This window comes from Thioalkalivibrio versutus (assembly GCF_001020955.1).
In the GTDB taxonomy this organism is placed as follows: Bacteria; Pseudomonadota; Gammaproteobacteria; order Ectothiorhodospirales; family Ectothiorhodospiraceae; genus Thioalkalivibrio; species Thioalkalivibrio versutus.
In genome coordinates, this window is record NZ_CP011367.1 from 1,270,989 (window position 1) to 1,283,558 (window position 12,570).

The following is a 12,570-nucleotide window of genomic DNA, read 5'->3' on the forward strand; positions in this document are numbered from 1 at the left end:
GTTAGTCCTCAGGCTTTACAGTAGGCTTGACCAGCATGCGGGTCTTGCCCGCGAAGGTCTTCTCGACACCGTCGCGTACCACGTGAACGTGCCGGACCCCGGAGCGGTGTCCCCCTTCCATATCGTGCAATCTTCGGTTGTATTCCATTCGCTCGCTCCTTAAGCCGGCGGGTTTGAGTTGGCGCATGCGCGACAGGCTGCGAATCACCTGTGCCATTTCCCGATAGTCACTCACTGCTTGGGCGACGGTCTTGGTGAGCACCGGATTCAAGGGTTGAAGAATTGGAAGTACCCCACTGCGCAGTTTTTCGATGACCGCCTGGCTCTCTTCGACCTTGAGCAGCAGCTCGCCGATCTTCTCGTCTTCGGAATTGCGGATACGCTGCGCTTTCTGCTCCTTCTCGCCGTCACCGCCGCCCCCTTTGCACCACCATTCCGCTACCGTCGGATCGAGATCCTTGCTCTCAGCGAAGTGGCGCGTGATGGCATTGGTCATCTGTGCGCGCGAACTGAAGGCTGCACGCAGCACTGCCATCATGTCGTTGTCGAATTTGTCCTGTCGGGCCAGCACAAGGGAAGCCTCAAGCAGCGCACTCCGAACCTCTGCGAGGGTTTCCGACCGTTCGAGATAGCGCCCCCAAAGACCGGCACCCAGTGTGCGCCTGCCATCCACAAGTATGGCGTAGAGTTCGGGGTACAACGCCATAGAGAAGCGCAGTTCGATGCAGCGCCGGAGGACGACAAGCAGCGAGTCCATGCCTTCAGCGATAACGGAGGATTCGGCGCCGTCCAACCCATGCGCGTACACCGATTTCATAAGCCCGGACAGCTTGCCCCCCGGATCATCCCCGAGGTCACCCCTCCACTGGCCTACGATGTCCGCCAAGGCGGAGGCGAGACGCCTTACCCGGCGGTGGCGCGTCTCGATCTTGCTGACTTCCTTCAAGCGTCCAGTATGTTCAGAAAGCGCAGCTAGCCAGTTGGCCAACGATGGCTCGCGTGCGAGATTTGCGGCAAGCAGTTCGCGCCGGGCATTGTCCGCCGAGTCGATCGCCAGAGCTTCCCGGTAGGAGTATTCCCTTGTCCATGGGGCGCTGCAGTGACTGATGACAGTTGCCGCATACGACTTGGCGTCGCCGTCTTCCAGGGTCTCGATGGACCCCGGTTTTTCAAGGAAAATCTCGTCCGCGCGCTCAAAGATCACCTTCTCTCGGCCACGGGCAACCGCTGCTAGGCGCCCGAGAATTGCGGCCGCCAGCAACTCATCATCTGACTCGAGGTTCAGCTCTATCACCTTCTCGACAACCGTGTCGAGATTGCTTTCCTTGATCAACGTCTGAATCTTGCGCCCGGCCATGGCCTGCGTGAGCAGTTGATTCAACTCGCGCAGATCGGTAGCGGACTCGATGTCGCTCAGGGCTACCTCTTTTCCCGGTTGGTCTTTGTCTTCACTGGAGCGCAGTTGCCGGAGCAGCTTCAGTTGGTCGTTGCCGGAGATCAGATCGTCTTCGCTGCCCACTGCAATACCAGCTTCCTTGAGCTGGGCCATCAGACGCTCTAGAGATATGCCTCTGTCGCGGGCAAGTTTTCTGGCTGAGACCCCGTCCATTGTTCTTGTCCTCCAATAGTTACAGCTTACGCAGGGTTCTAACCCGGTTACGCGGACACTTGCGAGAAGGCCCATATTGGGCTGAAGGAGTGTTCATGTCGACGCGCAAGCGGTATAGCCCCGAGTACGCCCGGCAAGCGCTCGGGTTCTACCCGGTTTCGGCGGACGGTTTGGAAACGGCTGAAAACGTCAGATCCCGGGCAGCGACGCGGCGCCGCATCCGGGGATTGTGGAACCCTCCAATACAGAGACGTCTCTTCAGTAGGGTCAACGAGTAGATCCAGATCGCTGCTTGGCGTGTCCTCTCCGCGGTGGACGGAGCCAAAAACGCGACCGTTCGGTGCATGGGGTCGTTCGATGATCTGCCGTTATGGCGGGTTGCCGCCGCATGTAGCGCCGACCCGATGCCCCCGCGGCGGCTCGTCGGCTGCTGGAAGGCCACCAAAAGAGCCTGTCGGCGCCGGGCCTGCTATGGCTCGCGCGCGAATGGCGGCGAGAGGGGCGATACGACCAGGCGGTGCCCGTTTGGGAATCGCTGGCCGAGCGGGGCGTTCAGGAGGCACTGGAGGCGCTGGCCAAGTACCAGGAACACCAGCGCCGGGACTGGGAGAGGGCGCTCCGGTACGCTGAGCAACTGGAACCTGGACCTCGCGCCGATGGGCGTCTAGAAAGACTTCGAATGCGACATGAGGCGGCTACCCGGTAAGGCGATACCGAATGTGCGGACGATTTGCGCGCTACAGCGCGACCAGCGAGCTGGCCATGCGGTACTTCCAGGTGCCGGTGGACGAGGGATTCGATGCCCCTCGGTACAACGTTGCCCCGGGCACCGATATCGAGGCCTTTCGGGCGGGGGAGGAAACGCCGGCCGCGTTTCAGCCGATGCACTGGGGGTTCCGGCCCAAACGGGTAACGGATGGGCCGCAGCCCATCAACGCCCGCGCCGAGAAGGTAGCGGGCAGCCCGTACTTCCGCAGTGCCTTCGCGCATCGGCGCTGCATCGTCCCGGCGGATGGCTGGTTCGAGTGGCAAAAGACCGAAGAGGGCAAGCAGCCGCATTTCATCACGTTGACCGACGACGCGACGCAGGACGTGCTGTTCCTGGCGGGCATCTGGGCGCCGACCGCCAGCGGTGGGGCCTGCTGCGCGATCATCACCGAGCCTGCGTCCGAACACCTGGCGCATATCCACGACCGACAGCCGCTCGCGCTGGACGCTGAATGCCGATGGGATTGGCTAGACCCTGAGATCACTGAGCGTGAGCAGGTCCGCCATATCACTCGCCGTATGCCGCCCTCCGCTTTGCGGGCGTATCCAGTTTCCACCCGAGTGAATCGTCCGGCGAATGACCATCGGTCGTTGCTTGATCCCGTAGACTGGGCTTAATCCACCGTTTGCCTGCCCGAGGCCCGAGGCTGGAGGTGTCATTTCCCAGCCGTTGTCTTTCTCTTGATATTGCAGGAGCAGGGCGTCCCGAAGCGTTCGTCCAAGTCCGAGTGAGTCAGCGCGAGCCCTGGGCTTGATGCAAAGATACAAAAAAATGTATAGGCTATGAGTATGTCCGGTTCAGGCCTCAAGCCAGTCGTGTTCCGAGCGACGGCACTGGACGATCTCCGTGCTTTCCCCTTGTCGGCTCGACGGGAGGCCGGGCACCAGATCGACCAAGTCCAGCATGGAGGAGACCCCGACGACTGGAAGCCGATACAGTCCGTGGGGAAGGGTGTCAGAGAAATCCGGGTCCGAGACGAGTCCGGAGCATTTCGGGTCCTCTATGTCGCCAAGTTCGGGGTGCGGTTTACGTGCTGCATTGCTTCTGGAAGAAGACACAAAAGACCCGCAAGAGCGATCTGGAGTTAGCCGCTCAGAGTTATCGCGATTTGCTGCAGGAGATAGGCCAATGACCGAGCACCGATTCGACAGCGTGTGGGATGCGATTGAGAACACCCCGGAAGAAGCGGAGAACCTGAAGCTGCGTTCCGCTCTGATGAGGGCCCTCAAGGACCATCTCGTTCGCTCGGAAATGAAACAGGGCGAGGCCGCGAAACTCTTCGGGGTCACGCAGCCGCGAGTCTCTGATCTGATGCGAGGAAAGATCGGCGTGTTTAGCCTCGATACCCTGGTGAACATGGCAGCGGCCGCCGGGTTGCACGTTGAGTTGCGGGTCTTCGACGCCGCGTAGCCGTGTCCGCCTCTTTTGATCGCAAAAGTTCTAGCGTCGGCCTACCGTGTTATGGGTGGGTAGTCCAGCGATCCATGGGGTAGGTGGCTCTCGTGAGCTGGTCTAATTTCCGTGGACACCTCGTTAGGTGGGACGATACCCCCTGGACGAGGAGAACAACCATGGCACGCAAGCGCCGAAGTTTTTCAAGCGAATACAAGGAGCGCGTGGCCCGGATGGTGGTCGATGATGGTCTGGAGGTCTCAGTCGTATGCCGGGATCAGGATCTAGGCGAGACGGCCGTTCGCCGCTGGGTCGATCAACTCAAGGCGGAGCGCACGGGACAACCGGGCGAGGGTCGGCCGCTGACGGCGGAACAGCAACGGATCCGCCAGCTCGAGGAGGAGAACCGGCGGTTGAAGGAGGACAAGGAGCTTCTAAAAAAAGCGTCGGCCTTCTTCGCCCGGGAACTGAAGTGATGCATCGCTGCATCACGCGGTTGAGCGGAGAAGGCCCTGTCCATCGTCTTTGTCGGCTGCTGGGAGTGAGCCGGGCCGGCTATTACGCGGCGCGGGCGCGGGCCGAACATCCAAGCGTGCCCTGCGCCGCTGGCGCTCACCTCGAGCGCGTGTTCGCGGCTTCCGGGCGAACCTACGGCAGCCGGCGTCTGGCAAAAGCCTTACAGGCGGATGGCACCGTCGTGGGCCGTTACCGGGTGCGGACGCTGATGCGCGAGCGCGGCCTGCGGCCCGTCTGGCGGCGGCGCTTCGTGACCACCACGCAACGCGACGACAGGGCCCCTGTCGCCGAAAACCATCTCAACCGCGAGTTCACCCCGGCCGGACCGAACCAGGCGTGGGCGTCCGACATCACCTATATCCCAACCGCCACCGGCTGGAGCTACCTGGCGGTCATCCTCGACCTGTACTCGCGCAAGGTCATCGGTTGGGCCCTCGATCGGCAGATGCCGGCGAGCCTGACCTGCGAGGCCCTGCGCATGGCGCTGGAGCAGCGCCAACCGGAGCGGGGACTGCTGCTGCACTCCGACCAGGGCTGCCAATACACCAGCGCCGCCTGGCGGCGGCTGCTGGCCCGGCACCAGATCCAGGCGAGCATGAGTCGCCGGGGTAACTGCTGGGACAATGCCGTCGTCCAGCGCTTCTTCCTGAGCCTCAAGACGGAACGCGTCTGGCAGCGTCGCTACGCGAACCACGGCGAGGCGCGGCGGGATATCGCGGACTACATCGCTCGGTTCTACAACACCGTTCGCATCCACTCGACGCTGGGCTACCTGCCTCCCAGCGTCTACGAGCAACCAACGGCAGCCAATCCACCTAACGCGGTGTCCGAAATCACTTGACCACCACACTCGAGATTCCAGTAAGGATGCCGATTGAGTGTTGCTCCCAATCATCGTCGCGATGACCGCTGGGTCGCTCTAGAATCCCGTTTCTGTCCCCATCGCTATCTCCGTGGATATCCTGGAGCGTAATCTGAGATCCTACGTGCGACACGCCCAGGAGGCAGCATGAGCACCTATATCCTGATCGGTCTCATTGCGGTTGGAACAGCATTAGTTGTGGGCTTGGCGATTTGGCTCGAGCGCCGGCGCTGATTCCCTCTCCGTAACCGCTGTCCCGAGGGTTTCGGGAGACGGTTGGTCGGCTGTGCCGCGAGTTTCTGCGAATCCAGGCGCTCAGTAATCCCGCTCCCGAATCGCTGGCGCTACCCGTGGCCTTGCCCGCCATCGAACACTGCTTGCTCTGATCCAGACGCTCCCAAACCGGCGGCACGGTTGTACGCTTCAATGGGAGCATCGTTGACTGATAGGGACGGGCTTGCCTCTGCGTCGACATTCTCCCCTGTGACGTTGTGCATGGTCGCTGATCTAGACCTCCGAGAGTGACATTTCGGCAACGTCTGGCTCGTGCGCCATAAAGCTTGTTTAGCCGTCTGGACGAGCTCGCACTCCGTAGCAGAGATGGAGGCGGTTCTAAGTTCGCTTTGGTTCCGCCGGTGTCCGTGGCCTCCTGAACGCATTCGCGCAGGCTTCGAGGGTCTCCTGCCGTTCGATAAGCAGACCGCGTTCGAGTGCTTGCGCCACCGGTGCTTGCAACCGGTCCCGCGCGTTGTCCGTCAGGCGGATGAACCCCATCCGGTGGAGGGCGTCGTTCATGGCCGTATCGCGGTCGAGTGTGCCGGCTTCAGCCACCGTGCGAACCAGCGATAGCGTCAGTTCGGTATCGGGGACGTGGTCGAGCTGACGGAGTGCATCCGGGAGCCCCGTCCAGTCCCGCAGGCAGGGCACCGCGAACTGTTCGTCACGGCCAGAGAATTCACCCGCCAGGCGGATCAAGTCCTGCGCACCCAGGGCAGCGCGACGCTCATGGATGCGCGCCTGGATTCGGGATCCGGCCCGGGAAAACCCTGCGGCCTCAAGCAGTCGCCGGGTGAGGATGACGAGGTGAACCGGCCCTTCGGTGTCGACGATCTGCAATAGAGCCTGATCGAGTGCCTCCTGGGGGATGTCGTCGAACCGGTCGTGCCCCGATAGAGCAAGATCATTCGTCTCGGTTTCCCGGTAGGGCTGCGTGTCCCACGTCGTCACCCATTCGCAACCACGGTCACGACAATACGAACGCCACGCCGCGCAGGTCTCATTCGGGCCTGGGGTCTGGATGAAATGCTGGTGCACCCGGGCCAGGGCATCCAGGGCACCATGGTCTGTTTCGCTCATCGCTCGCCCTCCAGGACAAGCTCCACGCCCATGGCCTCGGCGGTGAGGTCGATCATCGCTTCCTGCAGCAGGGTCTTGGGCCCATCGCGCAGGCAGGCGTCATCCAGGGCCAGCAGGACCTCGCCGCGCCACTCCGAATCGGCCGTCTGCCTGAGGCTCCGGGCCAGGATCGTCACGATCCCCATGGCCGGTTCGATGTCTTCGGGCGGCAGGGGTCCCACCCAGATTCGCCAGTGCTCGGCGGCGGGCTGCATGTCCTCGAACAAGGCCGCCTCAGCCGCTGGTGCCGAGCTATTTTCGTTCGAGCGCTGTGGCAACGTTGCCGCCCCGCGGCCGAGGGCTAGGAACGCAAAGGCGAGGGCCGCAAGCTGATCCCGGCCGGACCAGGTCGAAGGGTCCACCCCGTGCTCGGCCAGAGCCTGCTCGCCCAGTGCCCGGACCGTGTCCAATTGAAACTGAGGGCGTGCCGCTTCCTCCTCTGCAAGCTGACGTCGGGCCTGGGCCGCGGTGGCGAGTCGCCCGATCCCGCCGATAAGCCCCGCGAAGAGTCGCATTACCCCACCGAATAGCCAGTAAACGCTGGCAAAGACCGCGAAGACCCCCTGGATAGCCGCTGCGTTGTGCCCCCGCAGTTGAACTCCCGCGATCTTGGCTGACGAGCGCCCGGGTCGGATCCAGTTGAACGTACCGATCGGGGTTTTGGTGGAGACGGTGACGCCCGATTTCGACAGGTTGAACTTGGCCGCATCCGAGCCATAGCGTCCGCGCAGGATGAAGCGACCGTTCTGGAAGGCGACCTGGGTGTTCTTCGCCAGACGCGTGGACACCCGTACGCCGTGGTTGGTATTTCCGGTCAGGTTGATGCCGGCGGCCCGCGTCTGCGCCCGGAGCGACAGCCCGCCGGTTCGACTGGCTCGCAGATAGCGCCCGGTGTGCTCGATGCGCTTCTGCCGGCCGTCGCGGTTCTTTTCGCCAACCTTCAGCAATGCCATGGGCGCAGCCCATCACCCGCTTCGGACAAGGGCCGTGCCGGTTCGGAGGCAGTGCTCAGTGGGGATCAACGAGCGGGTCGCCTCCGAGGTGGTCCTGCAGCGCCTCGTACTGGCGAAGCGCTGCAGGATCACCCGGGAGCGGTCCTCGAAGCGCACGAACTCGGGGTGCAGGGTGAGCCCCTTCAAGGGTTCCAAGTGATCCGTGGGAGCGTGGCGGTCCGGGTTCATGAACGACTCCTGGTTGATGTTGGGCGTGGATGCGAAGGCGTCTGTTTGAGTGCCGGGCTGCACATGGACCGGGATGGTCAGCCCCCATCCTGGTGACCCGGTGCGACAGCGTTCGACGCTCGGCAGCGTCAACCGAAAAAAGACGAATGGCCGCTCGAATGTGTCTCGGCTGTAGGCGTGACTGAAGACGGCCGCGCGTGTGGGCTGCACCGCGTCCCCCAGTCGCTCGAAGGAGCGTTACTCGTGCTCGTCCTTTTTCCGTTCCGTGTGTTCGGGTTCGTGCAGGACCTCGAACCCGGCACTGGCCTCGCTGTCGATGCGCCGCTGTAGGGCCTCCCGGCGCTTCTGCAGTTCCTCTTGGTCGGGCTGTTCGTCTCGTTCCTGCTGGTCTCCGGCCACGGGTTCTCTCCAGGTTTTGACTCTTGCTGCTGGCGGTTCCAGCGAGGCAGCGGACCCGGTATCGCGGGACCGAGCTGGCCGTCTGTTTGTAGCAATCCGCCTAGCCGGCTTCAAGGATACGTCAAAAACCGTCGCCTATTGGGTTGATGATGGGTTCGCATCCAGAGAGGAGACGGACGTGGCCGGAGTAGCTCGCATCGACCCCAAATGCAACGATGATATGGCTGAGATGGAATTGCTCCTTCGACTGTGGTGTCTGCGCATCCTGGAGGACCTGCAGACCCATACAAATCTGTCCTGGTCGGACCTTCCTCCATCCGTGCTGACGGCGTGTGGGCTGGAAGGTGAGGGGGCTTCGGATGCGTTGGGCGCACAGGAAGAAGCTGCGATCGAAAGACGTATTCGAGAGCTTCTGGAGCGCGGCGTCTCGGATGATTTTCCCGAACCCATGCGGACCAACCTGGCCAGGCTGGGCAGACGCGTCGGCCTTGAGCCGGTTGAAGAACGGGTGTTGGGCGCGTTGGCACTGATCCATCGCAGTAGTGATTTGTACGAAGCGCTCGATGCTTATCTGGATCGGCGTTCGGGCCGCGGCTTTTACATCCTGGGTCGTTTGCTCGGCGTGCCCACGCGAGATGTCCGCGAAGCACTGGATGAGAGGGGGCGCATCTGTGAGACCGGGTTGGTGTCCTCCGTTGGCCCCGGGCTCGGACGGGCAAACGAGTTGCAGCTCGAGCTTCGCGGCCGGATGGCCGAAGAGTTGTCGAAAGAGGTGTCGGAGGTCGAGGACCTGCTGCGTTGGTTCTATACACCCGCCCCGGCGCCGGCAATCAGAGTGAGCGACATCCCTCACCTGGAAGAGGAAATGCAGCGGTTGGTCCGAATCATCCGGGAGAGCCAGCAGCAGGGCGGCAAGGCGGTCAACATCCTTCTCTATGGTGGGCCTGGCACAGGCAAGACCGAGTTTGTGCGGCTCCTGGCTCAAGAGCTCGGCGCGTCATTGGTGGAAGTGGCGCATTGCGAACCGAATGGCGAACCGATCGCTCCCCTGCAGCGGCTTCGCCGCTGGTCCCTGGCTCAGAACCTCTACGGAAAGCAAGGCAACGTGTTGCTGCTGTTCGATGACATGGACGATGTTTTCTCAACGTCTGCCGACCAGGGGCTCCCGGCCTGGTCGCGCGGGGGCGTCAGAGTCGGCAAGGCATGGATCAACTCGAGATTGGAAGCCGGTTTGGTACCCAGTATTTGGGTCGCCAATTCAACGAACCAGATGGATGCCGCATATCTGCGCCGCTTCACCTACGTCCGGGAGTTTCGATCCCCGGGCCCCACGACGCGGCGCGAAATGGTGCGGCGTTGTTTCGAAGGGGTCCCGGTATCGGCGGGATTCGAAGACTCCCTTGCACACCATCGCGCCGTCACTCCAGCGATCATGCGTCAGGTGGCGACTCTGGGCGGCATGGTGGACTCGGGTTCGGATGTGACGATGACGGAGTCATTCCTCCGAGAGCAGATCGACCAACACCTTGGGGTGCAGGGATTTGCGGCCTTGCCGAAGGCGTCAGAGGAAACCCTCCCGTGGAAGCGCGAGGCCCTCGAGTCCAGCACGGACCTGGAGGAGTCGTTCGCGGGTCTTCAGCGCAGTGGCCGCGGGCGTCTCCTGCTTTATGGCCCACCGGGAACCGGAAAGACCGAACTCGTCCGCGCATTGGCGCAGGAACTTGATGCCCCGTTGATCCTGAAGCGCGCATCCGACCTGCTGGCCCAGTTTCTCGGACAGACCGAGGCCAACATCGCCGAGATGTTCGAGCAGGCGAGGGAATCGAGCGCTGTCTTGTTCCTCGACGAGGCCGACAGCTTTCTCACCGACCGTGAGAGTGCTCGACAGCGCTGGGAAGTCACCCAGACCAACGAACTCCTGACGCGCATGGAGGAGTTCCAGGGCATTTTCGTATGCGCAACGAACGCGTTCGACCGGCTCGATGCTGCGGTGATGAGGCGCTTCGACGCCAAGATCGAACTGCAATACCCGAGTGCCGAGCGTCGCTGGGTGCTGTTCTTGAACCTGCTGGAAGCACTCGCCCTTGCCGTGCCAGACTCCGGGCAAGCGGGATACCTGCGACAACGGATCTGGCGGCTGGAGAATCTGGCCCCCGGCGACTTCGCGATGCTGTTCCGGCGCGCCTGTAACCTCGGGCATTGTTTCGAGCCGACAACACTCGTTGAAGAGCTGGAGCGCGAGAGCGCTTCGAAGGGGCGAGTTGAGGGAAGGAAATCCGGGTTTCTCTAAGCTTTCTCACAGTGGCTTACGGCGCAGTTGGATCATTGATTGTTATGGCAAGGAGGGAATAGGGAAATGGAAAACAGCGAATCGGTCTTCAGAGCATCATCACTCTTGGTAAAGCACTTCAAAGACTGCATTGCGCGAGGAGGAAAAGGCCGTCATTCCCGAGTCTTTACGTATTTCTTACATCCCGAAGAGGATTTTGTAAGCGTAGGGCAGTCGCAGGAAATTCTTGATGGACAGCCTGCGCACCCGGAACACGTGGTGCCTTGCTCTGTCCTGATCGAAGAGGCGTGCCGTCTGCTTGAGCAGGGAACTCCAGAAGAAGATGTTGCGCGCCTGTTGAGCAAGCACTGGAAGATTGTGTTTGTGTCCAAAAATCAAGCGGCCTATCTCGGCTCAAAAGAGGGGCTCAACATGAAACATTGTATGCCGAATGGCTGGAACTTCGAAAATGGGGATACATACGAGCGTCTCCGCGAAGCGAACATAGAGTGGTTTCCATTAGAGGGGCGCTGATTTCGGTCGCCGCAGTTCTCCCTCGGCGGACGGATTTGGGATAAATTGGGTGTAGGGGATGAACAAGGAAAAGCTACAAGAGATCGCACGACGGGAACTGTCGAATTTGAGTGGCAAGTCTGGAGGTATCCTCTACACCAGCCACGAGAACCTGAGACTAGGTCCGATCTATCTGTTGGGATTCAATCCAGGGGGCGAAGGAGGGCCTTCGCTAGGGTCCAATATCGAGGAGATGCTGGACTATACCGAGAACTCCTACACGGACGAAGCATATACGAACCGGGCAGTGGCGTCGGGTTCCGGGGAGGCCGTTCTTCAGAAACGGGTGCGCAGACTTCTAGCATCGATCGGATGGGAATCTGGCGAGGTTTGCGCGAGCAACCTGATCTTTGTCCAAAGCAGGGATGCAACAGGGATCGAACGTCGGCTCGTAGATCAATGTTGGCCAGTGCACGAGGCGATCCTCGATCTAGTCCGTCCCAAGCTCATCATCGCTTTTGGGAATGGGGAAAAGGACTCGACCTATGCGTATCTCCGACACCTTCTAGAGGGTCAAGAGGAACACCCGTCACCCAGGCACGCTGGTCATGGGAACTGGAGTTTGAAAGGTTGGAAGACCCACTGGCGCGGGCAGCCGATGTACGTGGCGGGCATCCCGCACATGAGCCGGTACGAGCCTGCAAAGGCACCTTCGATCCCTGCGTGGTTAAAATCCAAGCTATGAAGCTGCCGGCTCAGTGCGTTTATGCACGCTTCCGCCGTCAAGGCTCTCGAATAGCTCCGGAGCACCCCCGTACCGAACAGCCAGTAGACGCTGGCGAAAATTGCGAATATCCCTTGGATAGCGGCCGCATTGTGACCTCGCAATTGAATCCCCGCGATCTTCGACGAGGAGCGCCCCGGCCGGATCCAGGTGAACGAGCCGATCGGCGTCTTGGTGGAGACCGTGACGCCGGATTTGGAGAGGTTGAACTTCGCGGCATCCGAGCCGTAGCGCCCGCGGAGGATGAAACGCCCATTCAGGAATGCGACCTGGGTGTTCTTTGCCAGGCGGGTCGATACGCAAGCGCCGTGGCGGGTGTTCCCGGTGGGATTTACGCCGGCGGCTCGGGTCTGAGCCCGGAGCGAAAGCCCGCCGGTTCGGCTGGCTCGCAGATAGCGCCTGGTGTGCTCGATGCGCTTCTGCCGACCGTCACGGTCCTTTTCTCCAACCTTGAGCATCGTCATGGTCGGTTCCCGTCAGCTCGGGGCCTGGAAACCATGCAGGCTTGCATGCCTGAAGCGCTCAGCCCTGCATTCGGATTTCACTCGCCGTCCTTCTTTTCGCCTTCGTCTTGGTTCGGTTCATACAGCACATCGAACCCGACACCCATCTGGCCGTCGCTGCGCCTCTGCATATTCTCCAGGCGCTGTTGGCGTTCCTGCTCTTCCCGCTCCTGCTCTTTATCGTCCATGTTGCGCTCCATGCTTTGATTCGTGGCGGTGGCGTTTCGTGTTTGGGGGGCGTTCTTCACCCCTGGGCATGCATGCTACCGGCCGGGCGCTAGATGTGGCGATTGGGGGCGCGGCTTTGACCTTGAGGGTCATGGGACGCCGGATTGCGCGGCAGTGATGTCCGGTGGCCGGACCACGATACTGACACGG

At 61.6% G+C, this 12,570-nt stretch carries 11 protein-coding genes and 3 pseudogenes; 7 read left to right on the forward strand and 7 right to left on the reverse strand.

The annotated features are described in order from the left end of the window. Position 1 precedes the first annotated feature (1 nt). Positions 2-1,549 (reverse strand): hypothetical protein, encoded by a 1,548-nt coding sequence (locus tag TVD_RS05905; RefSeq protein WP_240472296.1) that lies wholly within the window; start codon positions 1,547-1,549, stop codon positions 2-4. 107 nt (positions 1,550-1,656) lie between these two features. Continuing rightward, positions 1,657-1,971, reverse strand: coding sequence for a nucleotidyltransferase family protein (locus TVD_RS15100; protein WP_420804900.1), 315 nt, complete (start codon positions 1,969-1,971; stop codon positions 1,657-1,659). Between the two features lie 35 nt (positions 1,972-2,006). Here TVD_RS15100 and TVD_RS15040 point away from each other — a divergent pair. From TVD_RS15040 to TVD_RS14095, 5 genes and pseudogenes are all read left to right on the forward strand, one after another. Beyond that, a pseudogene (locus TVD_RS15040) lies at positions 2,007-2,315 on the forward strand (ribonuclease H-like domain-containing protein); the annotation flags it as partial. 11 nt (positions 2,316-2,326) lie between these two features. Continuing rightward, a complete protein-coding gene (locus TVD_RS05910) occupies positions 2,327-2,995 on the forward strand; it encodes an SOS response-associated peptidase (RefSeq protein WP_047251066.1) in 669 nt (222 codons plus the stop codon). 165 nt (positions 2,996-3,160) lie between these two features. Further along, a pseudogene (locus TVD_RS14090) lies at positions 3,161-3,510 on the forward strand (type II toxin-antitoxin system RelE/ParE family toxin). Beyond that, positions 3,507-3,788: a helix-turn-helix domain-containing protein gene (locus tag TVD_RS05915; RefSeq protein WP_047251067.1), complete on the forward strand. Its 282-nt coding sequence runs from the start codon at positions 3,507-3,509 to the stop codon at positions 3,786-3,788. The pseudogene TVD_RS14090 and the gene TVD_RS05915 overlap by 4 nt, the downstream one beginning before the upstream one ends. A 161-nt stretch (positions 3,789-3,949) precedes the next feature. Beyond that, a protein-coding gene (locus TVD_RS14095; RefSeq protein WP_156167510.1) for an IS3 family transposase occupies positions 3,950-5,127 on the forward strand; the annotation gives its coding sequence in 2 pieces (ribosomal slippage) (positions 3,950-4,217 and positions 4,217-5,127; 1,179 coding nt in all). 633 nt (positions 5,128-5,760) lie between these two features. Here TVD_RS14095 and TVD_RS05930 read toward each other — a convergent pair. The 3 genes from TVD_RS05930 to TVD_RS14740 all read right to left on the reverse strand — a co-directional run bounded on the left by TVD_RS05930 (position 5,761) and on the right by TVD_RS14740 (position 8,123). Next, a complete protein-coding gene (locus TVD_RS05930; protein WP_047251069.1) occupies positions 5,761-6,504 on the reverse strand; it encodes a DUF3320 domain-containing protein in 744 nt (247 codons plus the stop codon). Beyond that, positions 6,501-7,496 (reverse strand): hypothetical protein, encoded by a 996-nt coding sequence (locus TVD_RS05935; RefSeq protein WP_047251070.1) that lies wholly within the window; start codon positions 7,494-7,496, stop codon positions 6,501-6,503. The genes TVD_RS05930 and TVD_RS05935 overlap by 4 nt, the downstream gene beginning before the upstream one ends. 465 nt (positions 7,497-7,961) lie before the next feature. Then, entirely contained in the window at positions 7,962-8,123 is a 162-nt protein-coding gene (locus TVD_RS14740) for a hypothetical protein (protein ID WP_167540812.1), read from the reverse strand. Positions 8,124-8,301: 178 nt separating this feature from the next. Between TVD_RS14740 and TVD_RS05945 the strand changes: the two genes are divergently transcribed. Next, the gene (locus tag TVD_RS05945; protein WP_047251071.1) at positions 8,302-10,413 is read left to right on the forward strand and encodes an AAA family ATPase; all 2,112 of its coding nucleotides are present in this window, start codon (positions 8,302-8,304) and stop codon (positions 10,411-10,413) included. 66 nt (positions 10,414-10,479) lie between these two features. Continuing rightward, on the forward strand, positions 10,480-10,926 hold the full coding sequence (locus tag TVD_RS14550) for a hypothetical protein (protein WP_156167512.1): 447 nt from the start codon (positions 10,480-10,482) through the stop codon (positions 10,924-10,926). Between the two features lie 771 nt (positions 10,927-11,697). Here TVD_RS14550 and TVD_RS05950 read toward each other — a convergent pair. Continuing rightward, positions 11,698-12,153, reverse strand: a pseudogene (locus TVD_RS05950) (hypothetical protein); the annotation flags it as partial. A gap of 77 nt (positions 12,154-12,230) precedes the next feature. Next, positions 12,231-12,392 carry a hypothetical protein gene (locus TVD_RS14745; protein ID WP_167540813.1) on the reverse strand — a complete coding sequence of 54 codons (162 nt, stop codon included), beginning with the start codon at positions 12,390-12,392 and terminating at the stop codon, positions 12,231-12,233. Positions 12,393-12,570: the final 178 nt, after the last annotated feature.